This is a genomic window from Streptomyces roseoverticillatus (assembly GCF_000719265.1).
In the GTDB taxonomy this organism is placed as follows: domain Bacteria; phylum Actinomycetota; class Actinomycetes; order Streptomycetales; family Streptomycetaceae; genus Streptomyces; species Streptomyces roseoverticillatus.
Window position 1 is genome coordinate 185,525 of the sequence record NZ_JOFL01000004.1, and the last position, 21,901, is coordinate 207,425.

Here is a 21,901-nt window from a genome sequence, read left to right on the forward strand (position 1 = left end):
CAATGGTGAGTGAGGCCGAAGGCCTCACCCTCACTCCTCGGTGAGCAGGCCTCTCCGGAGGCGACGCAGCGTGCGCGACAGGAGGCGTGAGACGTGCATCTGGGAGATGCCCAGTTCCTCGCCGATCTCCGACTGGGTCATGTTCGCCACGAACCGCAGGGACAGGATCTTCCGGTCCCGGTGCGGGAGTTCGGCGATCATCGGCTTGAGGGAGGCGACGTACTCGATGCCCTCCAGGTCGTGGTCCTCGTAGCCGATGCGCGCGGCGAGCGTGCTCTCGGCCTCCTCGTCCTGGGACTGGGCGGCGGCGTCCAGGGAGCTCGCCGAGTAGGCGTTGCTCGCGGCCATGCCCTCGACGACCTCGTCCTCGGACAGGCCCAGGCGTTCGGCGAGTTCGCCGACGGTGGGGGCGCGGTCCAGGGTCTGGGCGAGTTCGTCGCCGGCCTTGGCCAGGTCGATGCGGAGCTCCTGGAGCCGGCGCGGCACGCGCACGGACCAGCTGGTGTCGCGGAAGAACCGCTTGATCTCACCGATGATCGTCGGCATCGCGAACGTCGGGAACTCGACGCCCCGGCTGAGCTCGAAGCGGTCGATGGCCTTGATGAGGCCGATCGTGCCGACCTGGACGATGTCCTCCATCGGCTCGCTGCGGGTGCGGAACCTGGCGGCGGCGAACCGCACGAGCGCGAGGTTCAGCTCGACCAGGGTGTTCCGTACGTAGGCGTATTCGTGGGTGCCCTCTTCGAGCGCTTCGAGGCGGGCGAAGAGCGTCTTGGACAGGGCCCGGGCGTCGTGCGGGGCCAGTTCGCCGGGGGGCGTGGGGCCGAGGTCGCCGATGGCGTCGTAGCCGGCCGGGGACTCGGGGGGCGGGGGTGCCGACGACGCCGTACGGGTAGCCGTACGCGTATCCGTATGCGTTTCGTCGAGCCGGGGTGACATGGTCTCCTCCATCATTCTCGGCATATGGCTGCCGATGCCGTCGCGTCGTGCTGCGGTGAGCGGCGCCTCCAAAGCCGTTCGTGGTGGATGTCGTCCTACTAGCCCTACCTGCCCTCGCCCTCGCACCGCAAGTGCGTGATGTCCGTATATGTGCATAATGCCGGACCTTCCGCTTCCGGAGGGCGTAGGGAAGGCGTAGTGTTCTCGGAGCGCCACGCAGGCACACCGAGAAGGGATGCGCATGGATCGCGGGATGGTCGGCAGCGCGAGGGGCCGGCTGAATGTAGCCGTCCGGCGGGACAGGGCGAGCGCGATCGTGACGCCGGTGGGCGAGCTCGATCACCACACGGCGGATGTGCTCCGCGAGCCGCTCGAAGCGGCCATCGCCGACGGCGGCGTCCGGGTCGTTCTGGACTGCTCCCGGCTGGACTTCTGCGACTCCACCGGTCTCAACGTGCTCCTCGGCGCCCGGCTCCAGGCCGAGGCCGGCGGCGGCGGGATCCACCTCGCCGCGATGCAGCCCGTGGTCGCCCGCGTCTTCGAGATCACCGGCGCGGAAGCCGTCTTCACCGTGCACGAGACGCTCGACGCAGCGCTCGCCGGACTCGCCGGCTGACCCCTGGCGCCCGCGCCCTTCGCGCGCTTTCCTGTGTGTTATTCAACCGTTACGCGGATCCGGCCTGGAACCGTATCCCGCAGTTGTATGCATCACAGGATCCATGCCGAAGAAGTGGGTGTTCTCACGAATCGGTCGGGCAGGAGTCTGCTGAATCCGCTCCGTCGGGTCCGTTCCGTCCATACGTTCGTTACGTTCCGTTCTGAATCGGTGAATCGGTGAGGTGAAGCGCTGATGAGCACCACCCGGCCGTGCCCTCCGCCGGGCGACCCCGGTCCGGGGGCGGACGGCGCCGCCTCGTCCGGCTCGCCCGGTACGCCGTCCGGTATGCCGTCGCCGGAGGCGCCCTCGTCGTACGCGCCCCCCGGCGGAGTGCGCCGGCTGCACCTCGTCGGCGTCAGCGGCGCCGTACCGATGTCCCGTGACTTCGCCCGGCAGGCGCTCTACGACTGGGGCTGGCTGCCCGCCACCGGCGCCGACCACCGCGCCGCCGCGGAAGACGTCCTCCTCGTCGTCTCCGAGCTCGTCACCAACGCCTGCCTGCACGCCGATGGGCCGGAGGAGCTGCGCGTCAGCTGCGCCGGCAAGGTGCTGCGCCTGGAGGTCGTCGACCTCGGCACCGGCACCCCCGCCCCGCGCACCCCGCACCGGGCCGGGCGGCCCGGCGGCCACGGGATGTTCATCGTGCAGCGGCTCTGCCTGGACTGGGGGGTCGTGCGGAACGAGAGCGGGGCCGGGAAGACGGTGTGGGCGGAGCTGGCCGCGCCGGGCTAGGTCGTTTCCGCCGCCTTCCGCCGCCCTCTGCTGTCCCGCCCGTCCCTTTCGTCGCTTTCTTGTACGGCTTCTTTCTTCGTTCTCTTCCTTCCTCAAGGTCCCCGGCGTACTGTCTGCGCCCGATCTGATGTGCCGTCAGTAGTTTTCCCGGCGGCGGCACCGGACGAGAGGGGAACCAGAGGTGTCCCACCACCCACGCCGCGCACTCGCAGTCGCCGTGACCCTCGCCGGCGGGGCCGTCCTGCTCGGCGCCCCGGCCGCGCACGCCGTCACGGTCGACGTCGCCTACGCCTGCAAGACTCCCATCGGAGACAAGAGCGCCGTCTCGCCCATCGACATCAAGGGCGTCGCGGACGGCAGTTCGTACAAGCTGACCATGTCCTTCGAAAAGGGCGTCTCCTCCAGCCCCATCGAGCTCGGCAAGGGCGCGATGAAGCCGAGCGCCGTCATCAAGCTGGGCGGTGCGGACAGCGGCACGGTGGCCGTTTCCGGGCCGGCCAACGCGGAGCCGATCCCCGCCAACACGCCGATCAAGATCAGCGACCTGTCCGGGACGTACACCCCTAAGAAGAGCGGCAGCGTCACGTTCACCGCCTCCACGCTGACCATCTCGGCGCTGGGGACGACCACGACCTGCACGCCCACGAACAACCCGAAGCCGTCGCTGACGCTTGAGATCAAGGGGGACGGCGGGACGGGGTCCGGAGGGGCCTCCTCCTCGGGGGGATCGTCCAGTGGTTCTTCCGGTTCCTCTGGTTCTTCCAGTGGCGGGTCCTCTAGTGGTGGGTCCGCTACGGGGGGCTCGTCTTCCACCGGTGGTTCCGCCGCCACGGGCGGGTCCTCCTCCACCGGCGGCGGTCAGCTCCCGCAGACCGGGCCCGCCGACTCCGCCGTCGCCCTCGGCACCCTCGGTGGCACCGTCCTCCTCACCGGCATCGCCGGCACGCTCTGGCTGACCCGCCGTCGCCGCGCCGGCGCCCGCTGATGGAGCCGCTTTGCGCCCTCGTCTGCTGACGGCCCTGGCCTCAGTGATCCTGTGCGCGTCCGTCGCCCCGGCGGCCACCGTCGCCCGCGCCGCGGCCGACGACAGGCCCGCGGCCTGGTCCGCCGCGCCGGCCCCCGCCGGTACGGCCGCGCCCGGGCCGGACGACCGGACGTCGTTCTACCTGGAGGGCGCGCCCGGCGCGGTGCTCACCGACAAGCTGTCCCTCGTCAACCCCACGGACCACGCGCGCTCCCTCGGCCTCCGGGCATCCGCGCCCTGGATCTCCCTCGCCGAACGGCAGGTACGGGTGCCCGCCCGCACGCGCGCCGACGTCCCGTTGACGGTGACCGTCCCCGGCGACGGCTCCGGCTCCGGCGACCGTTCCGGCTCCGGCGACCGTTCCGGGGCCGTGGTCGTCACGGGAGAGGGGCGGGAGGTGCGGGTGCCCCTCGCGCTACGGGTGAGCGGTGCGCCCGCGCTGCCCGCGCTCGCCGTCGAGAACGTACGGGTCAGCGGAGCGGCGGACGGGCGCGGCGCGGTCATCCGGTACGCGGTCGTCAACCGCGGCAACACCGTCCTTGCCCCGCGCCTCGCCATCCGTGCCGACGGGATCTTCCGTACGGTCCTCCGCCGCACGGTCAGTGACGCCCCGGCAGCCCTGCCGCCGGGGCGCGCCGTGCAGCGGGTGGAGCGGTGGGCGGACGCGCCGCGGCTGGACTCCGTGACGGTGCGGGTCACTGCCGCGGCGGAGGGCGGGGTGCGGGCCAGTGGTGCGGCGTCCTATACGCCGTGGCGGTGGGTGGTGCCGGTGGGGGGCGGGGGCGTGCTCGGCGTTCTCGGCGCGGTGGTGCTGGTGAGGCGCGCCGTCGGTCGGCGCGTCGTGGGCCGGCGCGTGGTGGGCCGGCGCCGGGGCCTCCGGGCCAGGGTCCTGGACCGTATATTTACGGCGCCCCACGCCCCTGCGCAGACCCACCCGGCACTCGGCGCCACAAATACACGGAAGCGTCCAGGACCCTGCCCCTGCGGCCCCGGCTCCTCCCTGGTCGTTCTCCTGCTGGCCCTGCTCGTCCTCCTGCCGTCCGCAGGCACTGCTTCCGCTGACGGTGGTCCCACGCTCTCCCTGGATCGGTCCGAGGCGGGGAAGGGCGGCACGGTCGTGGTGCAGGGTGCGGGGTGGAGGCCGGGTGCCTTGCTCACCCTGCTCGTGTGCGGGCAGAACATGGTGGGGGGTACCAACGATTGCGCCAATGCGGACGGGCGGACGGTCACTACGGGGAGTGACGGACGCTTCCGGAGGGAGCTTGTCGTCGCCGAGCCGCCCCGGCCTTGTCCCTGTGTGGTGCACGTCGCCACTGTCATGGGTGATGCCCAAGCTGCTGACGTTTCGCTTGCCGTCGCCGGGCATCCCGTCGCCCCCGTGCCCTCCGGCGCCCGGCTGGGCGTGCTCGCCGCCCGGCTGGAAGGCTCCAGTGGGCTGCTCACGTGGTTCGGGGCGCCGCCCACGCGGCGGCTCGTCGTGACCGTCGGCAATCTCGGCTCCGGGGACGTCAAGGACCCCGCTTTCCGCGTCGGCACCGCGCGGGGCGTTCTCGCTCCCGCCTGGGAGGAGCGGAAGTGGCACGGGACCGTCGCTGCCGGGCAGCGGGCTCGTGTCGTCTTCGATGTCGAGCTCGCTGCCGGTGCTCACGGGCCCTACGAGGTCTCGCTCGCGTACGGGGAGAAGGTGCTCGTCGCCGAGCCCTGGGACGTTGCCCGGCCCTGGGGAGTCGTTCTTTTCTGGGTGCTGCTGGGGGGTGTGGTGGCCGGGGGGCTCTTTCGGGCGGGGATGCTTCTTGTCGATCGGTTGCGGCCCCGGCCCGCCGCGCCTGAGACGGCCGGCAGTCCCGCTCTTCCTTGGTTCACTCCCGGCACCGTCCCGCCGCCTGACTGAGTCAACGCAAAGGGCCCCCGGCGCGTCATTGCGCCGGGGGCCCTGCTTGCGTGGTGCTCTTAGCGGACGTCGCCCATCAGGCCCTCGATCCGCTTGCGGGACATCCACACCGCGAAGCCGGCCAGGGTGGCGGCCGCCGCCTGTCCGAGGATCACGCCGGTGCCGTTGAGGTCGACACCCGCCTCGGTCAGCAGGGTCATCGTGCAGTCACCCGCGGTCACCGCGAGGAACCAGACACCCATCATCTGGCTCGCGTACTTCTGCGGCGCCATCTTCGTGGTCAGCGACAGGCCGACCGGGGAGAGGCACAGCTCGCCCATCGTCTGGATGCCGTAGATCATCAGCAGCCAGGCGGGGGTGACCTTCGTGCCGTCCGAAGCCATCGCCATCGGGATGGCGAAGACGAAGAACGAGGCACCGATGATGACCATGGCCATCGAGAACTTCACCGTGGTGGTGGGCTCGCGGTCACGGCGGGCCAGCATCAGCCACATCGAGGCGAAGACCGGCGCGATGGCCATGACCCACAGCGGGTTCACCGACTGGAACCAGGTCGACGGGAAGTCGATGCCGAAGACATTGTCCGCGGTCTTCTTCTCGGCGAAGGTCGACATCGTCGAACCGGCCTGGTCGAAGATCATCCAGAACACGGCGGCGGCGACGAAGAACCAGATGTAGCCGCTGACCTTGGTCTGCTCGCCGGCCGTCAGCTCCTTGTCGCGCTTGATGCGCGTCAGGACCGTGATCGGGATGGCGACGCCGAGCAGCGCGAGCGGGATCGTGGCCCACTTCTGCGTGAAGTGACCCGTGCCACCGACGATGCCGTAGAACGCGACGGCGACGGCCAGCCAGAGGGCGGCCTTCATGAGCGTCGACTTGCGCTCGGCGGCCGTCAGCGGCTTCGGGACGACGCTGCTCTGCGGGCTGAGGTGGCGGGTGCCCCACAGGAAGAAGAGCAGGCCGAGACCCATGCCGACCGCGGCGATCGCGAAGCCCAGGTGCCAGTTGACCTTCTGGCCGACGGTGCCGATGACGAGCGGCGCGGCGAAGGCGCCGGTGTTCACGCCGATGTAGAAGATCGTGAAGCCGCCGTCGCGGCGCGGGTCCTGCGGGCCGTCGTAGAGATGGCCGACCATCGTGGAGATGTTGGCCTTCAGCAGGCCCGAACCGATCGCCACCAGCGCGAGGCCGGCGAAGAAGGTCGGCTTGCCCGGGACGGCCAGCGTCAGGTGACCGGCCATGATGACGCCCGCCGCGATGGCGACCGTCTTGCGCGGGCCCCAGACGCGGTCGCCGAACCAGCCGCCGGGCATGGCGAGCAGGTAGACCATCGCCACGTAGACGGAGTAGATGGCCACCGAGCTCGCCTCGGGCATGGCCAGACCGCCGCCCTGGCTGTCGGGCTTCGCGTCCGGGCCGCCGGCGATCAGGTAGACGACGAGGAGGGCGCGCATGCCGTAGTAGCTGAAGCGCTCCCACATCTCCGTCATGAAGAGGGGGGCCAGGCCGCGGGGGTGGCCGAGGAAGGTCTTGCCGCCGGAAACGGGAGAGGTCTTCTCCTGCTCGGCCGCACCCTTCGTCAGGCTGGACGCCATGTCGATCCTTGAGTGCTCGGGACGCGCGGGTGCAGCTCCTACGCGCCCGGGTGGGGGTTGGCCGGCACCGGTCACCGCGCTGCCCGCCCCCACGTCCAGGGGGTTCGCTCCCTCCTCCAAGAGAGCGGCAGGACAGCGGTCACCGGGATCCACGTCCCCGCGCACCTTCGCGCGACGGACCCGGCCGCCAGGTCATTCACTGTGAAACAAGGCTGGGGTATCCAGCCCTGAGCACAACAGAGACCTTCGGCGCGCCGAATACGATCCGAAGGTCCCCCTTGTAGCTACAGACGTCTGGTCACCATACGTCACACCCCGCCCGCAAATGGAAGCAGTTGAGACGCGGATCACATCGCATCGGGGAACCGTTTGCGCACCTTCAAAGGTCCGTACCGGGCTGTCAAGGGTTGCCGCGGGTAGCCGCCGGTACGCCTCTGACGTGGGCCCGCGCGGACTACCATCACTGCATGACCCGAGTACTGCTCGCCGAGGATGACGCGTCCATCTCGGAGCCGCTCGCACGCGCCCTGCGCCGCGAGGGGTATGAGGTGGAGGTGCGAGAAGACGGTCCCACGGCGCTGGACGCCGGGCTCAAGGGAGGGGTGGACCTGCTCGTCCTCGACCTCGGGCTGCCCGGCATGGACGGACTGGAGGTCTGCCGCCGGCTGCGCACCGAGGGCCACGGCTTCCCGGTCCTGGTGCTCACCGCCCGCGCCGACGAGGTGGACACCGTCGTCGGCCTGGACGCCGGCGCCGACGACTACGTCACCAAGCCCTTCCGTCTCGCCGAACTGCTGGCCCGCGTCCGGGCCCTGCTGCGGCGCGGCACCGTCGAGGCCCATCAGCAGCCGCCCGCCACGCACGGCGTGCGCATCGACGTCGAGTCGCACCGCGCCTGGATGGGCGACGAGGAACTGCAGCTCACGGCGAAGGAGTTCGACCTGCTGCGGGTGCTCGTCCGCGACGCGGGGCGCGTGGTCACCCGCGATCAGCTGATGCGCGAGGTCTGGGACACCACGTGGTGGTCCTCCACCAAGACCCTCGACATGCACATCTCCTGGCTGCGCAAGAAGCTCGGTGACGACGCGGCCAACCCCCGCTACATCGCCACCGTGCGGGGCGTCGGGTTCCGCTTCGAGAAGAGCTGAGTCCGGCCGCCGGGCGGGCCGAGCCGGTCCGCCCGGCGGGGGCCAGTGTTCGTACCACCCGCCCGGAGGGCAACCCGTGCGCCGCCGACTGATCAATTCCACGCTCGCCGTCGTTCTCGTCGTGATCGCCGTCTTCGGCATCTCGCTCGTCATCGTCGAGACCCGCACGATCGAGAGCAGCGCCCAGGAGAGCGTGCAGTCCGAGGCCGTACGGCTCGTCAGCATCGTCGACAGCCGGCTGGTCGGGGGCGAGCGGGTCGAGTCCGGGATCCTCAGCGAGCAGATCACCGCCGACCGGTACGCCCGGATCGAGATCCCCGGGCGCGCGCCGATCGAGATCGGCGACCGCCCCGAGGGCGGTGTCATCGCCAACATGCAGAAGGGCGAGCAGGGCGAGCTCGTCCGCGTCGAGGAGTCCCGCTCCACGGTCAGCCGCGAGGTCGGCCGCACGCTGCTGGTGATCCTCGCGGTGGCCCTGCTCGCCGTGGTCGCCGCCGTCTTCCTGGCCGTGCGGCAGGCCAACCGGCTCACCGCGCCGCTCACCGACCTCGCCGAGACCGCCGAGCGGCTCGGCTCCGGCGACCCCAGGCCCCGCCACCGCCGCTACGGGGTGCCCGAGCTGGACCGCGTCGCCGACGTCCTGGACAGCAGCGCCGAGCGGATCGCGCGGATGCTCACCGCCGAGCGGCGGCTGGCCGCGGACGCCTCGCACCAGCTGCGGACGCCCCTGACGGCGCTGTCCATGCGGCTTGAGGAGATCACGCTCACCGACGAGCCGGAGACGGTCAAGGAGGAGGCGACGATCGCCCTCGCCCAGGTCGAGCGGCTGACCGACGTCGTCCAGCGGCTGCTGACCAACTCCCGCGACCCCAAGTCCAGCTCGGCCGTCACCTTCGACCTGGACGAGGTCATCAAGCAGCAGATCGAGGAGTGGCGGCCCGCCTCGCGCAGCGAGGGCCGGGCCATCGTGCGCTCGGGCAAGCAGGGGCTGCGGGCGGTCGGCACGCCGGGGGCGGTCTCCCAGGTCCTCGCCACCCTCATCGAGAACTCGCTGATGCACGGCGACGGCACGGTCGCCCTGCGGACGCGCGTCACCGGCAACCAGGCGGTCGTGGAGGTCACGGACGAGGGGCCGGGGGTGCCGCCGGACCTCGGGGCGCGGGTCTTCGAGCGCACCGTCAGCGGGCGGAACTCCACGGGGCTGGGGCTCGCGGTCGCGCGGGACCTCGCGGAGGCGGACGGCGGCCGCCTGGAACTCCTCCAGGCGAACCCGCCGGTCTTCGCCCTCTTCCTCAGCCGGGAGACGGAAGAGCCGGACGTGAGCGTCTAGGGCGTCCCCGGGCCGGCCCGGCAAGGCTGTCTTGCCGCCGGGCGAGGAAACTCCGCCGCGACGGCGCGCAACCCCCACCGGACGGGTCCGGCGGTGCCGAGCCGCCCTCCGTCGTACGTGCTGTTACTTGCGCGCATCCACGCGCGCCACCGCATCCGTGGTCAGGAACGATTCCGCAGTCTCCACCGCCTGCGCCTGGAAGACCCACGTGCGGTAGGACCAGAAGCGGAAGACCGTTCCTATCCCCAGTCCGATCACGTTCTTCGCGATGTTGTCCGCGAGCGGGGACGTCAGGCCGAAGCCGTAGTGCGAGAGCGCCAGGATGCCGTTCTCGATGATCAGCCCGGCGCCGCTGAAGAGCAGGAACAGGCTCATCTCGCGGCTGCGCCGGCTCCGGTCGGCGTCGCGGTAGGTCCAGTACCGGTTGCCGACGTAGTTCGTGGCGATGGCCACGGCCGTGGCGATCACGCCCGAGCGCACCACCGCGAGGTGGAACCCGTGGACGCAGATGTTGAAGACGATGAAGTTGACCACGAACCCGATGGCTCCGACCGCGCCGAACTTGGCGATTTCGCGGGCCATCCGCTCCAGCCGGGAACGCACTGTGCGCCGTTGACTCATGAGATCGTCAGGCTCCGTTGAATGGGCGTCTTGGGGGCGTGGGGCAGCTTTCATGCTAGCGAGCGCGTTCTGCCGCCGATGGACGGAGTCGGTGAACGCGAGACGAACGCGAGTCATATCGGCCAACGGGGCAGACGCCGTCTTTTCGGATGATCCTCCGAACGCGGTCCGGGGCGGTTCCCTCGTACGGATACCCTGGGGGCGTGACGTTCCCGGTAGTCGGCATGGTCGGCGGCGGCCAGCTCGCCCGTATGACCCACGAGGCGGGCATCCCCCTCGGCATCAAGTTCAAGCTGCTCAGCGATACTCCGCAGGACTCGGCGGCCCAGGTGGTCAGCGATGTCGTCATCGGCGACTACCGCGACCTGGAAACCCTTCGTGCTTTCGCACAAGGGTGTGACGTGATCACCTTCGATCACGAGCACGTTCCCACCGAGCACCTCCGGGCCCTGGAAGCGGACGGCATCCCCGTCCGCCCCGGGCCCGACGCATTGGTGCACGCCCAGGACAAGGGCGTGATGCGGGCCAAGCTCGACGCGATCGGAGTGCCGTGCCCCCGGCACCGCCTCGTCGAGGACCCCGCCGATGTGGAGCGCTTCGCCGCCGAGGGCGACGGTTTCCCCGTCGTCCTGAAGACGGTGCGCGGCGGATACGACGGAAAGGGGGTTTGGATCGTCCGCAGCGCAGAAGAGGCGAGTGAACCCTTCCGCGCCGGCGTCCCCGTCCTCGCCGAGGAGAAGGTCGCCTTCGTCCGCGAGCTCGCGGCGAACGTCGTCCGCTCCCCGCACGGCCAGGCCGTCTCGTACCCCGTCGTCGAGTCCGTCCAGGTCGACGGCGTCTGCGACACGGTGATCGCCCCGGCGCCCGGCCTCTCCGCCGAGCTGTCCGCGCAGGCGCAGCAGCTCGCGCTCAAGGTCGCCAAGGAGCTCGGCGTCGTCGGGCACCTCGCCGTGGAGCTGTTCGAGACCGAAGACGGCCGCATCCTCGTCAACGAGCTCGCGATGCGCCCGCACAACTCCGGCCACTGGACCCAGGACGGCGCGGTCACCTCGCAGTTCGCCAACCACGTGCGTGCCGTCCTCGACCTGCCGCTCGGCGACCCCCGCCCGCGCGCCAGGTGGACCGTCATGGCCAATGTCCTCGGCGGCGACTATCCCGACATGTATTCCGCGTACCTCCATTGCATGGCACGCGATCCCGGCCTGAAGATCCATATGTACGGCAAGGACGTCAAGCCCGGCCGCAAGGTCGGACACGTCAACACCTACGGCGACGATCTGGCGGATGTGCGCGAGCGCGCGAGCCACGCCGCCGGATACCTGCGAGGAACGATCACGGAATGACTGGTTCCACCGCTGTCGGCCCCGTCGTCGGCATCGTCATGGGCTCCGACTCCGACTGGCCCGTCATGGAAGCCGCCGCCAAGGCCCTGGAGGAGTTCGAGGTCCCCTACGAGGTCGACGTCGTCTCCGCGCACCGGATGCCGCGCGAGATGGTCGCCTACGGGGAGCGGGCCGCCGGCCGCGGCCTCAAGGCGATCATCGCGGGCGCGGGCGGCGCCGCCCACCTGCCCGGCATGCTCGCCTCCGTCACGCCCCTGCCGGTGATCGGCGTGCCCGTCCCGCTGAAGTACATGGACGGCATGGACTCCCTCCTGTCCATCGTCCAGATGCCCGCCGGCGTCCCGGTCGCCACCGTCTCCGTCGCCGGCGCCCGCAACGCCGGCCTCCTGGCCGTCCGCATGCTCGCCGCCCACGACGGCGACCTGCTCGCCCGCATGCAGCACTTCCAGGAAGAGCTCAACGAACAGGCCACGGACAAGGGCCGGCGGCTGCGCGCGAAGGTGCAGGGCGCCACGGGCTTCGGATTCGGCAAGTGAGCGGGGGAGCGGCCGTGACGGAACACCTGCTGGAACGCGCCCGCGAGCTCCTCGCCGCCCACCCCGTCGTCGACGGCCACAACGACCTGCCCTGGGCCCTGCGCCAGCAGGTCCGCTACGACCTCGACCGGCGCGACATCGCCGCGGACCAGAGCGCCACCGGTCTCCACACCGACCTCCCGCGGCTGCGGGCCGGCGGGGTCGGAGCCCAGTTCTGGTCCGTGTACGTCCGCACGGACATGGCCGGCGACGAGGCCGTCAGCGCCACGCTCGAACAGATCGACGTCGTACGGCAGCTGGCCGACCGCTACCCCGGCGACCTGCGGCTCGCCTTCACCGCCGACGACATGGAGGCGGCCCGCGCCGAAGGGCGCATCGCCTCCCTCATGGGCGCCGAGGGCGGGCACAGCATCAACTGCTCCCTGGCCACGCTGCGGGGGCTGCACCAGCTCGGTGTGCGCTACATGACCCTCACCCACAACGACAACATCCCGTGGGCCGACTCCGCGACCGACGTCCCCGCGGCCGGCGGGCTCACCCGCTTCGGCGAGGAGGTCGTGCGCGAGATGAACCGCGTCGGCATGCTCGTCGACCTCTCGCACGTCTCCGCCGACACGATGCGGGACGCGCTGCGCGTGAGCGAAGCGCCGGTGATCTTCTCGCACTCGTCGGCGCGGGCGGTCTGCGACCACCCGCGCAACGTGCCGGACGACGTGCTCGGCGCGCTCGCCGCGAACGGGGGCGTGGCCATGGCCACCTTCGTCCCCAAGTTCATCCTGCCGGAGGCCGTCGCCTGGACGCAGGCCGCCGACGAGAACCTGCGCGCGCACGGCCTGCACCACCTCGACACGTCGCCCCGGGCCATGGAACTGCACCGCGCCTTCGAGGCGGAGCGCCCGCGGCCGCTCGCCACGGCGTCGACGGTCGCCGACCACCTCGACCACATGCGCGAGGTCGCCGGCGTCGACCACATCGGCATCGGCGGCGACTTCGACGGCACGGCCTTCACCCCGGCCGACCTCGCCGACGTATCCGGCTACCCCAACCTCATCGCCGAACTCCTCCGGCGCGGCTGGTCGGACGCGGACCTGGCGAAGCTGACCTGGCAGAACGCGGTACGGGTGCTGCGGGACGCGGAGGCCGTCGCGCGGGACGTCTCCGCGAAGCGGGGCCCTTCGGTCGCGACGATCGACGCGGTGGACGGCCCGAAGGCGGCCTGAGACCGCCGGCCGCAGTGGGTGAGACTGCGCCTCGCATGCCCGCTCCCCGGCGCGGGTGTCGTGAGGCGCCATGCCTCACATATCCGCCGCCGCGGCGCGCAACCACGATGGTGCGTTCCGGCGGTGCCGTCCCGGGCTCGGCCCGGCTCGGCACCGCCGGTCACGCGGCGTCGTGGCTGATCGCCGTCGCGGCGGGATGAAAGGTGACCGGCACCTTTCCGGCCCGCGGAACCGGCGGCGCCGTCAGGCGCGAGGGCGGCCCATCGCGCGGAACGTCCAGCCCGCGTCACGCCAAGCGGCGGCGTCCAGCGCGTTGCGGCCGTCGATGAGGTGACGGTCGGCGACGACGGCCCCGACCGCCGCCGGGTCGAGCTCCCGGAACTCGCCCCACTCCGTCAGATGCAGCACCACCCGCGCCCCCCGGCACGCCTCCAGCGCGCTCGGCGCGTAGGCGAGGGTGGGGAAGAGGCGGCGCGCGTTCTCCATGCCCTTCGGGTCGTAGACCGTGACCTGGCCGCCCTGCAGGTGGATCTGCCCGGCGACGTTGAGCGCGGGGGAGTCGCGGACGTCGTCCGAGTCCGGCTTGAACGTCGCGCCGAGCACGGCGACCCGCTGCCCCAGGAAGCTGCCGCCGACCGCCTCGCGCGCCAGCTCCACCATGTGCGAGCGGCGGCGCATGTTGATGGAGTCGACCTCGCGGAGGAAGGTCAGCGCCTGGTCGGCGCCCAGCTCGCCCGCCCGCGCCATGAAGGCGCGGATGTCCTTGGGCAGGCAGCCGCCGCCGAAGCCGACGCCGGCGCGCAGGAACTTCTTGCCGATGCGGTCGTCGTGCCCTATGGCCTCGGCGAGCTTCACGACGTCGCCGTCGGCGGCCTCGCACACCTCGGCCATGGCGTTGATGAAGGAGATCTTCGTGGCGAGGAAGGAGTTCGCGGCGGTCTTGACCAGCTCGGCGGTCGGGTAGTCGGCGACGACGAACGGCGTGCCCTCCCCGATCGGCCCGGCGTACACCTCGCGCAGCAGCTTCTCGCCCCGCTCGCCGTCGACGCCGACGACGATGCGGTCGGGGTGCAGCGTGTCCTGGACGGCGAAGCCCTCGCGGAGGAACTCGGGGTTCCAGGCCAGCTCGACCTCGTCGCCGGCCGGGGCCAGCTCGGCGAGGAGCCGGGCGAGCCGGGCGGCGCTGCCGACCGGGACGGTGGACTTGCCGACGACGAGCGCGGGCCGGTGCAGCACGGCGGCGAGGGAGGCGACGGCGGCGTCGACGTAGGACATGTCGCACGCGTACTCGCCGTGCTTCTGCGGGGTGTTCACGCAGACGAAGTGGACGTCGCCGAACTCGCCGACCTCCTCCCAGGAGGTCGTGAAGCGCAGCCGCCCGGTCGAGCCCTCCAGCCCGGCGACGTGCTTCTGCAGCAGCTCCTCCAGCCCCGGCTCGTACATCGGGACCTTGCCGCGCCCGAGCATCTCGATCTTCCCGGGGTCCACGTCGAGGCCCAGCACCTCGAAGCCGAGCTCGGCCATGGCCGCGGCGTGGGTCGCGCCGAGGTAGCCGGTGCCGATCACGGTGATCCTGGGGGCCATGCGTGCTCCATGTGCTGACGGGCGGGGACTGCGGTGCCCGAGCATAGTCGGGCTCCGAGCAGGGAAGGAGCGGGGTGAGCGCCGCAGCGGCGGGTGCGGCGCGGTGCTGTCGGCAAGCTCACGTAGTCCGTGTCCGGGAGCCGCCCCTAGAATCTGGGTTACTAAACGGTAGTTAACTTTTAGGGGAGTACGCCTTGGCGGGAAACACGGACTTCGACCTCTACCGGCCGTCCGAGGAGCACGACGAGCTGCGCAAGGTCGTGCGCCAGCTCGCCGAGGAGAAGATCGCCCCGCACGCCGCCGCGGTGGACGAGGAGGCCCGCTTCCCCCAGGAGGCCCTGGACGCCCTCGTCGCCACGGACCTGCACGCGGTGCACGTCCCCGAGGAGTACGGCGGCGCCGGTGCGGACGCCCTCGCCACGGTGATCGTCATCGAGGAGGTCGCCCGCGTCTGCGTGTCGTCCTCGCTGATCCCCGCGGTCAACAAGCTCGGTTCGCTGCCGGTGATCATCTCCGGCTCCGAGGAGCTGAAGAAGAAGTACATGGGCCCGCTCGCCAAGGGCGACGCGATGTTCTCGTACTGCCTCAGCGAGCCCGACGCCGGCTCGGACGCGGCCGGCATGAAGACCCGCGCCGTGCGCGACGGCGACTTCTGGGTCCTCAACGGCGTCAAGCGCTGGATCACCAACGCCGGCGTCTCCGAGTACTACACGGTCATGGCCGTGACCGACCCCGAGAAGCGCTCCAAGGGCATCTCGGCCTTCGTCGTCGAGAAGGGCGACGAGGGCGTCTCCTTCGGCGCCCCGGAGAAGAAGCTCGGCATCAAGGGCTCCCCGACCCGCGAGGTCTACCTCGACAACGTCCGCATTCCCGCCGACCGCATGATCGGCGCGGAGGGCACGGGCTTCGCCACCGCGATGAAGACCCTGGACCACACCCGCATCACCATCGCCGCCCAGGCCCTCGGCGTCGCCCAGGGCGCGCTGGACTACGCCAAGGGCTACGTCCAGGAGCGCAAGCAGTTCGGCAAGCCGATCGGCGACTTCCAGGGCGTCCAGTTCATGCTGGCCGACATGGCGATGAAGATCGAGGCCGCCCGCCAGCTGACCTACGCGGCCGCCGCCAAGTCCGAGCGCGGCGACGCCGACCTCACCTTCCAGGGCGCCGCCGCCAAGTGCTTCGCCTCGGACGTGGCCATGGAGGTCACCACGGACGCCGTCCAGCTCCTCGGCGGCTACGGCTACACGCGGGACTACCCGGTGGAGCGGATGATGCGCGACGCGAAGATCACGCAGATTTATGAAGGCACGAATCAGGTTCAGCGGATCGTCATGGCCCGCAACCTGCCGAAGTAGCCCGCAGGCGGGCCTTCATCCGGCGGTACGTACGGGCTCGGGCCGGTTCGGCACCGCCGGATGCCTCCGTGGTGGCCGATCGCCGCTGCGGCGGAGGGAAGGGTGCCTGCACCCTTCCCTCCGCCGCAACGGCGCGTGCAGCGGCCCGCAGGCGTGCTCCGTACGGCCGTACGGGGCTGGCGAGCCGGCCGGGCGAGGACGACCCTGTACGGGAGGACGTCCGTAACCGCCCGCTGCCTGGAGGCTCCGCCATGCCCGACGTCACCGGCCCGTACGCGCCCGGCACTCCCTGCTGGGTGGACCTCATGGTTCCCGACCAGCAGGCGGCGCTCGACTTCTACCGCGATCTGTTCGGCTGGCAGGGGCAGGCCGGGCCGCAGGAGACCGGCGGGTACGCGGTCTGCGAGCTGAACGGCAAGCCCGTCGCCGGGATCATGGCGGCGATGAACCCGGACGGCAGCAAGCCCGACCCGATGCCGCCGCCGGTGTGGACCACCTATCTGGCGACCGCCGACGCGGACGCCACCCAGTCCCGGATCGTCAGCAACGGCGGCACGGTGATGATGCCCGCCATGGACGTCATGACCATCGGCCGGATGGCCGTGGCCGCCGACCCGACGGGCGCCGTCTTCGGGCTGTGGCAGGCGCGCGACTTCGCGGGCGCGAAGGTCGTCAACGAGCCCGGGGCCGTGATCTGGAACGAGCTCAACACCAGCGACACCGCCACCGCCTCCGGCTTCTACGCCAGCGCGCTCGGCGTCAAGGCGGTCCCCATGGAAGGGGCCACCGGCTACTTCTCGCTGGAGGTCGACGGCCGCATGGTCGGCGGCCTGCAGGGGCTGGCCAGCATCGAGGGCATCCCCGAGGACACGCCCTCGCACTGGCTGACGTATTTCTCCGTGGACGACACCGACAGCACGGTCGACGCGCTGGTGCGCGCCGGCGGCAACGTCCTCATGCCGCCGTTCGACATGATGGCGGGCCGCATGGCCGTCGTGCAGGACCCGCAGGGCGGCACGTTCGCCGTCATCAACGCCACGGGGCCCGACAAGTGACCCCGTAGGGCGTCACTTGTCGGAGACCGTGACCTGCTGGTCCTTCTTCAGCTGCCCGAAGAGCTGGTTGGCCTTGGTCATGTCCCACTTCACGGCCACGCCGTCGCTCGGCGTGGGCAGGTTCGGGTTGGCGATCGGCACGGTCATCTGCTTGCCGTCGCCGCCCGTGACGCCCTTCATCGCCCAGAACATGTCCATCAGGTCGAACAGCCCCATGTCCTTGTCGACGATGAGCGTGTCGAGCCCCGAGCCGATCACCGGGTAGAGGCGGAAGGGGTTGAGGACGGTCGAGGGCGAGGCGGCCTGCTTCGCGAGCGTGTTCAGGAACTTCTGCTGGTTGCGCATCCGGCCCAGGTCCTGGTCGGCCTCCTGGTGGCGCTGGCGGACGAAGGCCAGCGACTGGGCGCCGTTCAGCTCCTGGCAGCCCGCCTTGAAGTCCGCGCCCGAGTCCCGGTCCTTCAGCGGCTTGTCCAGGCACATCTCCACGCCGCCCAGCGCGTCGACCAGGTTGCGGAAGCCGCCGAAGCCGATCTCCGCGTAGTGGTCGATGTGCAGGCCCGTGTTGAACTCGATCGTCTGCGCGAGCAGCTCCGGGCCGCCGTCCGAGTACGCCTGGTTGAGCTTGTGGGTGGACTTCGGGAAGTGCTTGCCGGACTTCTGTCCCGTGAAGGCGGGGATCGTGACGTACGAGTCGCGCGGCAGGCTCAGCATCGTGGTGCCGTTGTCGCCCGTGTGCAGGATCATCATCGAGTCGGTGCGCTTGCCGTCCGCCGACCCTGTGTGCAGTTCCTTCTTGTCCTCGTCCGACAGGCCCTCGCGGCTGTCGGAACCGACGATCAGGTAGTTCGTGCCCTCGCCGCTCGCCGGCCGGTCCTTGACCTTGCTCAGGTCCACCTCGGTGCGGAGCTTCGAGTCGGCCCAGAAGTACGTGCCGACCGAGACCGCCAGCAGCACGGCGAGGAAGGTCACCAGACCGACCGTGATGCGCTTGCGCCAGTCCGGGCGGGTGGCGCGCGGGGGACGGCCGCCGGTGCCGGGACCGGCGGGGGCGCCCGGACCGCCCGGTCCGTTCGGGGCGCCGCGGCCGTAGACCTGTCCGGTGTTGTATCCGTCACCGTCGTGACGGCCGTAGTCGTCACCCGGGCCGCCCTGGCCGACGACGCGGTGGCCGCCGGCGACCGGGGCCCCGTCGTAGCCCTGGGGCGGGCTGTACTGCTGCGGCGGCGCGGGACGCCGTATGTGCGGCATGGCGCGTGCACCCTCGGGCTCCGCGCCCGTGCTGCCGCGCCCGTACGCCTGCCGACGGTCCTCGCTCCGCCCTCCGGGCCAATCGCTCATGCAGGAAGTGTGCCCCCTGGGCGAACGGACCGGCCGGTCGGCTACGTGTTCGGGGCGCCCCTGTTGCAGAGCTGATGCAATCCTCCGCACCGCACGCACCCGGCATACAGTGGTGGACATGACCATTCAGGACCGGAGCCCGGAGCAGCAGATAGCCGGCAAGCCGACCTCCGCCGCACGCACGACCCTCTCGCACATCATGACGGGCAGCGACACCAATCTGCTGGGCACCGTCCACGGCGGCGTGATCATGAAGCTGGTGGACGACGTCGCCGGCGCCGTCGCAGGCCGGCACTCCGGGGGGCCCGCGGTCACCGCCTCCATGGACGAGATGGCCTTCCTGGAGCCGGTCCGGGTGGGCGACCTCGTACATGTGAAGGCCCAGGTCAACTGGACCGGGCGGTCCTCCATGGAGGTCGGCGTCCGGGTCCTCGCCGAGCGCTGGAACGAGTCGACGCCGGCGGTCCAGGTCGGCAGCGCGTACCTCGTCTTCGCGGCCGTCGACGAGAACGGGAAGCCGCGGTCCGTGCCGCCGGTGCTCCCCGAGACGGAGAAGGACCGGCGCCGCTACCAGGAGGCCCAGATCCGCCGGACGCACCGCCTCGCGCGGCGCCGGGCGATCAAGGAACTGCGGGACGCACGGGCTGCCGAGGGCATCGAGGACTGACCCTCCCGGCCCCCTACACGAGGCTCTTCTCCGGGCACAGGACCTTGTCCCCGGACACCGCCCCCGGGCGCTGCGCCCGTGGAGCCTGCGGCTTCACCGGGGTCCCGGGGCTCACCGGGGCCACCGCCCTGAAGTCCGTGCCCACCGTCACCTTCATCAGCGGGCCCTGGCCCGCCACGGGCCGGAGCTCCGCGTCCGGCAGGGCCGAGGCCAGCGTCCGGACCGCATGGTCCCAGTGCGGGTCGTACTCGATCACCGTGCGCCGCTCCGCCGGCCCCGCCGCGTCCGCGGGCAGCCCGGTCGTGGCGAAGCCCATGGCCCGCAGTGCGCGGTCCGTCTCGCGGGCGAGGCCCCGCCGGCCGGAGCCGTTGTAGACCTGGATGCGGATCTGCCCCGGCGCCGCCTCCGACGGCGAAGGGGAAGGGGACGGCCCCGCCGCCGGCGGCTTCGCGTCGTGGGCCTGCCGCTGCGGCCGGGCCGTCGCCAGCGGCCGGTCCTCCCGTACGGAATCGAAAAGCCGCCCGGCCGCGGCGTCGTCCCACTTCACCGTCGAGCCGACCCGCGGCACGGGATAGTTCGCGGACACCACCGGCACCGACACGAACTCCGCCGACGCCGGCGAGAGGTTCTTCATCGCCCGGCCGAGCCCGATCAGCGTCTCGCCGTCGAAGCCCCGGTCCGCCCGCACCGAGCCCAGCAGCGTCGCGGCGAGCTGCTGGAACTTCACGGGGTTCAGCAGCGCGCCGCCGTCCGTCGCCGTGTGCAGGAGCGCGGCGAGGAAACGCTGCTGCCGCTGCATCCGGCCCAGGTCGGAGGCCCCGTCGAGGTGGCGGGAGCGGACGTACTGCAGGGCCTGCCCGCCGTTGAGGGTGCTCGTGCCGGGCGGCAGGTCGAGCCCGCTGTAGGGGTCCTTCAGCGGCCGCGCGGAGCACACCTGCACGCCGCCCACCACGTCCACGGTCCGCATGAAGCTGATGAAGTCGACCTCCAGGTAGTGATCGACGTGCACGCCGGTGAGCTGTTCCACGGTCCGCACGGTGAGCCCGGGCCCGCCCTCGGCGTAGGCGGCGTTCAGCTTCTGCGGGTGGGCGGGGCGCGGCCGGCCCGCCCGGTCGGCGTGCGCGGGGATCTCGGCGTAGCTGTCGCGCGGCAGGCTGATCACGGAGACCCGGTCGCGGGCGGCGGACAGGTGCAGCAGCATCACCGTGTCCGTGCAGTGGCAGGCCGCACCGCCCAGGTGGTAGCGCTCCCGCTCCGCGGGGTCGAGCCGGTCCCGGGCGTCGGTGCCCACGAGCAGGATGTTCATGCCCTTGCTGGCCACGACGGGCGGCCGGTTCGACAGGCCGCGGAAGGGGTCCACCCGGCCGATGCGGTGGTCGATGCCCGTCACGACCGCGTGCCCGAGGCCGCTCGCCGCCAGGACGACCGCCGCGCCGCACACGGCGAGGCGCAGTCCCCAGCGCGGCCGGCGGGGCGCGCTGTGGCGGGCCCGGGGCGGGGAGGGGCTCGGGTCCGGTGCGGTCATGGCGGGCCTCCACGGCGGACGGGCTCGGACAGGGGGCCGGGACCGGCGGAACGGCCGGACGGGCCGGCGGGCCGGAACAGGGAGGGCAAACGTAGGTCAATACGATCAGCAGCCCGCGTGTCCACGCCGCCCGGACGCCCGCTGCCACCCGGGCGGGAGCGTCCCTTCCGCCATTAGCGGTAACGTGACGGGCGACTCCGTCGGCTTCCCCCATCCGTCCGGGGGGACCCCGTATCCCCGAGGAACCATGTCCGAACAGCAGCCGCCCGCCGTTTCCGTGATCATGCCGGTGCTCAATGAGGAGCGGCATCTGCGCACGTCAGTGCGGCACATCCTGGAGCAGGACTACGCCGGCGAGCTGGAGGTGGTGATCGCCCTCGGCCCGTCCACGGACCGTACGGACGAGATCGCCGCCGAGCTCGTCCGCGAAACGGCATCCAATGAGCGCGCGCGCGTCCACACGGTGCCGAACCCCACCGGCCGGACGCCCGCCGCCCTCAACGCCGCGATCAAGGCGTCCCGGCACCCGGTCGTGGTGCGCGTGGACGGTCACGGCATGCTGTCGCCGAACTACATCGCGACGGCCGTGCGCCTGCTCGAAGAGACGGGTGCGCAGAACGTCGGCGGCATCATGCACGCCGAGGGCGAGAACGCCTGGGAGCAGGCCGTCGCCGCGGCGATGACCTCCAAGATCGGCGTCGGCAACGCCGCGTTCCACACCGGTGGCGCCGCCGCTCCCGCCGAGACCGTGTACCTGGGCGTCTTCCGGCGCGAGGTGCTGGAGCAGCAGGGCGGGTACAACGAGGAGTTCATCCGCGCCCAGGACTGGGAGCTGAACTTCCGGATCCGTGAGGCCGGCGGGCTGATCTGGTTCTCGCCGGAGCTCAAGGTCTCCTACCGGCCGCGCCCGAGCGTGAAGGAGCTGGCCAAGCAGTACAAGAACTACGGCCGCTGGCGCCACGTCGTGGCCCGCTACCACCAGGGCTCGATCAACCTGCGCTACCTCGCCCCGCCGACCGCCGTCGTGGCCATCGCCGCGGGTCTCGTGGTGGGCGCCGCGGTCACCCCGTGGGGCCTGGTCGTGCCGGCCGGGTACCTGGCGGCGATCACCGCCGGTTCGCTGCCCGCGGGCAAGGGCCTGCCGCTGAAGGCGCGGGCGCAGATCCCGGTGGCGCTGGCCACGATGCACATGTCGTGGGGGTTCGGGTTCCTGACCAGCCCGCGGTCGCTGGCGAAGAAGGTCATCGCCAGCCGGCGGGAGCCGGTGCGGGCAGGCTGACCGCGTTGCTGTGTAAGGGGCGGACGCCATTGGCGTCCGCCCCTTACACGTGCTCAGAAAC

The 21,901-nt window shown here is 71.4% G+C and carries 19 protein-coding genes; 13 read left to right on the forward strand and 6 right to left on the reverse strand.

The genetic code is table 11. The features are described from left to right. Window positions 1-30 precede the first annotated feature (30 nt). The gene (locus tag IF61_RS0106080; RefSeq protein ID WP_030365207.1) at window positions 31-951 is read right to left on the reverse strand and encodes a SigB/SigF/SigG family RNA polymerase sigma factor; all 921 of its coding nucleotides are present in this window, start codon (window positions 949-951) and stop codon (window positions 31-33) included. Window positions 952-1,180: 229 nt separating this feature from the next. On the opposite strand from IF61_RS0106080, the gene IF61_RS0106085 reads away from it, so the two are divergent. The 4 genes from IF61_RS0106085 to IF61_RS37700 all read left to right on the forward strand — a co-directional run bounded on the left by IF61_RS0106085 (window position 1,181) and on the right by IF61_RS37700 (window position 5,244). Further along, window positions 1,181-1,555, forward strand: a complete 375-nt coding sequence (locus IF61_RS0106085; protein WP_030365208.1) for an STAS domain-containing protein — start codon at window positions 1,181-1,183, stop codon at window positions 1,553-1,555. Window positions 1,556-1,789: 234 nt separating this feature from the next. Continuing rightward, on the forward strand, window positions 1,790-2,329 hold the full coding sequence (locus IF61_RS0106090; RefSeq protein WP_030365209.1) for an ATP-binding protein: 540 nt from the start codon (window positions 1,790-1,792) through the stop codon (window positions 2,327-2,329). A 181-nt stretch (window positions 2,330-2,510) separates the two neighbouring features. Then, window positions 2,511-3,314 (forward strand): LPXTG cell wall anchor domain-containing protein, encoded by an 804-nt coding sequence (locus IF61_RS0106095; RefSeq protein ID WP_030365210.1) that lies wholly within the window; start codon window positions 2,511-2,513, stop codon window positions 3,312-3,314. A gap of 10 nt (window positions 3,315-3,324) precedes the next feature. Beyond that, the gene (locus tag IF61_RS37700; protein ID WP_052392441.1) at window positions 3,325-5,244 is read left to right on the forward strand and encodes a hypothetical protein; all 1,920 of its coding nucleotides are present in this window, start codon (window positions 3,325-3,327) and stop codon (window positions 5,242-5,244) included. Between the two features lie 59 nt (window positions 5,245-5,303). Here IF61_RS37700 and IF61_RS0106105 read toward each other — a convergent pair whose 3' ends face one another. Beyond that, window positions 5,304-6,839, reverse strand: coding sequence for a peptide MFS transporter (locus tag IF61_RS0106105; protein WP_030365212.1), 1,536 nt, complete (start codon window positions 6,837-6,839; stop codon window positions 5,304-5,306). Window positions 6,840-7,306: 467 nt separating this feature from the next. On the opposite strand from IF61_RS0106105, the gene IF61_RS0106110 reads away from it, so the two are divergent. Together IF61_RS0106110 and IF61_RS0106115 are read left to right on the forward strand one after the other, a co-directional pair. Further along, the gene (locus IF61_RS0106110) at window positions 7,307-7,987 is read left to right on the forward strand and encodes a response regulator transcription factor (protein ID WP_030365213.1); all 681 of its coding nucleotides are present in this window, start codon (window positions 7,307-7,309) and stop codon (window positions 7,985-7,987) included. Between the two features lie 76 nt (window positions 7,988-8,063). Then, window positions 8,064-9,317 (forward strand): ATP-binding protein, encoded by a 1,254-nt coding sequence (locus tag IF61_RS0106115; protein WP_030365214.1) that lies wholly within the window; start codon window positions 8,064-8,066, stop codon window positions 9,315-9,317. Between the two features lie 123 nt (window positions 9,318-9,440). Here the strand turns inward: IF61_RS0106115 and IF61_RS0106120 are convergent, their stop codons facing one another. Continuing rightward, window positions 9,441-9,938: a GtrA family protein gene (locus IF61_RS0106120; RefSeq protein WP_030365215.1), complete on the reverse strand. Its 498-nt coding sequence runs from the start codon at window positions 9,936-9,938 to the stop codon at window positions 9,441-9,443. A gap of 149 nt (window positions 9,939-10,087) precedes the next feature. On the opposite strand from IF61_RS0106120, the gene IF61_RS0106125 reads away from it, so the two are divergent. Genes IF61_RS0106125 through IF61_RS0106135 form a run of 3 tightly spaced genes read left to right on the forward strand, consistent with a single transcriptional unit; the run spans window position 10,088 to window position 13,037 of the window. Then, complete coding sequence (locus IF61_RS0106125) at window positions 10,088-11,281, forward strand: 5-(carboxyamino)imidazole ribonucleotide synthase (protein WP_245684422.1); 1,194 nt, start codon at window positions 10,088-10,090, stop codon at window positions 11,279-11,281. Beyond that, on the forward strand, window positions 11,278-11,817 hold the full coding sequence (gene purE / locus IF61_RS0106130) for a 5-(carboxyamino)imidazole ribonucleotide mutase (RefSeq protein WP_030365217.1): 540 nt from the start codon (window positions 11,278-11,280) through the stop codon (window positions 11,815-11,817). The genes IF61_RS0106125 and purE overlap by 4 nt, the downstream gene beginning before the upstream one ends. A 14-nt stretch (window positions 11,818-11,831) precedes the next feature. Next, window positions 11,832-13,037, forward strand: coding sequence for a dipeptidase (locus tag IF61_RS0106135; RefSeq protein WP_030365218.1), 1,206 nt, complete (start codon window positions 11,832-11,834; stop codon window positions 13,035-13,037). A gap of 243 nt (window positions 13,038-13,280) precedes the next feature. Here the strand turns inward: IF61_RS0106135 and IF61_RS0106140 are convergent, their stop codons facing one another. Next, window positions 13,281-14,621, reverse strand: a complete 1,341-nt coding sequence (locus tag IF61_RS0106140; RefSeq protein ID WP_030365219.1) for a UDP-glucose dehydrogenase family protein — start codon at window positions 14,619-14,621, stop codon at window positions 13,281-13,283. 194 nt (window positions 14,622-14,815) lie between these two features. Here IF61_RS0106140 and IF61_RS0106145 point away from each other — a divergent pair, with 194 nt between their 5' ends. Both IF61_RS0106145 and IF61_RS0106150 read left to right on the forward strand, forming a co-directional pair. Continuing rightward, window positions 14,816-15,976: an acyl-CoA dehydrogenase gene (locus IF61_RS0106145; protein ID WP_030365220.1), complete on the forward strand. Its 1,161-nt coding sequence runs from the start codon at window positions 14,816-14,818 to the stop codon at window positions 15,974-15,976. A gap of 251 nt (window positions 15,977-16,227) precedes the next feature. Beyond that, window positions 16,228-17,031, forward strand: coding sequence for a VOC family protein (locus tag IF61_RS0106150; RefSeq protein WP_030365221.1), 804 nt, complete (start codon window positions 16,228-16,230; stop codon window positions 17,029-17,031). 12 nt (window positions 17,032-17,043) lie between these two features. Here the strand turns inward: IF61_RS0106150 and IF61_RS0106155 are convergent, their stop codons facing one another. Then, window positions 17,044-18,369 (reverse strand): LCP family protein, encoded by a 1,326-nt coding sequence (locus IF61_RS0106155; RefSeq protein ID WP_078659989.1) that lies wholly within the window; start codon window positions 18,367-18,369, stop codon window positions 17,044-17,046. Window positions 18,370-18,487: 118 nt separating this feature from the next. Between IF61_RS0106155 and IF61_RS0106160 the strand changes: the two genes are divergently transcribed. After that, the gene (locus tag IF61_RS0106160; RefSeq protein ID WP_030365223.1) at window positions 18,488-19,036 is read left to right on the forward strand and encodes an acyl-CoA thioesterase; all 549 of its coding nucleotides are present in this window, start codon (window positions 18,488-18,490) and stop codon (window positions 19,034-19,036) included. 13 nt (window positions 19,037-19,049) lie between these two features. On the opposite strand, the gene IF61_RS0106165 is transcribed toward IF61_RS0106160, so the two are convergent. Then, on the reverse strand, window positions 19,050-20,561 hold the full coding sequence (locus IF61_RS0106165) for an LCP family protein (RefSeq protein WP_030365224.1): 1,512 nt from the start codon (window positions 20,559-20,561) through the stop codon (window positions 19,050-19,052). A 247-nt stretch (window positions 20,562-20,808) separates the two neighbouring features. Here IF61_RS0106165 and IF61_RS0106170 point away from each other — a divergent pair, with 247 nt between their 5' ends. Next, a complete protein-coding gene (locus tag IF61_RS0106170; protein WP_030365225.1) occupies window positions 20,809-21,840 on the forward strand; it encodes a glycosyltransferase family 2 protein in 1,032 nt (343 codons plus the stop codon). Window positions 21,841-21,901 lie beyond the last annotated feature (61 nt).

Excerpts from the sequence above, each read along its gene's own strand:
- IF61_RS0106150 (WP_030365221.1), top strand. The coding sequence starts at position 16,228 with ATGCCCGACGTCACCGGCCCGTACGCGCCCGGCACTCCCTGCTGGGTG.
- IF61_RS0106155 (WP_078659989.1), bottom strand. The coding sequence starts at position 18,369 with ATGAGCGATTGGCCCGGAGGGCGGAGCGAGGACCGTCGGCAGGCGTAC.
- IF61_RS0106085 (WP_030365208.1), top strand. The coding sequence starts at position 1,181 with ATGGATCGCGGGATGGTCGGCAGCGCGAGGGGCCGGCTGAATGTAGCC.
- IF61_RS0106160 (WP_030365223.1), top strand. The coding sequence starts at position 18,488 with ATGACCATTCAGGACCGGAGCCCGGAGCAGCAGATAGCCGGCAAGCCG.
- IF61_RS0106125 (WP_245684422.1), top strand. The coding sequence starts at position 10,088 with ATGATCCTCCGAACGCGGTCCGGGGCGGTTCCCTCGTACGGATACCCT.
- IF61_RS0106165 (WP_030365224.1), bottom strand. The coding sequence starts at position 20,561 with ATGACCGCACCGGACCCGAGCCCCTCCCCGCCCCGGGCCCGCCACAGC.
- IF61_RS0106080 (WP_030365207.1), bottom strand. The coding sequence starts at position 951 with ATGGAGGAGACCATGTCACCCCGGCTCGACGAAACGCATACGGATACG.
- IF61_RS0106170 (WP_030365225.1), top strand. The coding sequence starts at position 20,809 with ATGTCCGAACAGCAGCCGCCCGCCGTTTCCGTGATCATGCCGGTGCTC.
- IF61_RS0106120 (WP_030365215.1), bottom strand. The coding sequence starts at position 9,938 with ATGAGTCAACGGCGCACAGTGCGTTCCCGGCTGGAGCGGATGGCCCGC.
- IF61_RS0106090 (WP_030365209.1), top strand. The coding sequence starts at position 1,790 with ATGAGCACCACCCGGCCGTGCCCTCCGCCGGGCGACCCCGGTCCGGGG.
- purE (WP_030365217.1), top strand. The coding sequence starts at position 11,278 with ATGACTGGTTCCACCGCTGTCGGCCCCGTCGTCGGCATCGTCATGGGC.
- IF61_RS0106105 (WP_030365212.1), bottom strand. The coding sequence starts at position 6,839 with ATGGCGTCCAGCCTGACGAAGGGTGCGGCCGAGCAGGAGAAGACCTCT.
- IF61_RS0106140 (WP_030365219.1), bottom strand. The coding sequence starts at position 14,621 with ATGGCCCCCAGGATCACCGTGATCGGCACCGGCTACCTCGGCGCGACC.
- IF61_RS0106110 (WP_030365213.1), top strand. The coding sequence starts at position 7,307 with ATGACCCGAGTACTGCTCGCCGAGGATGACGCGTCCATCTCGGAGCCG.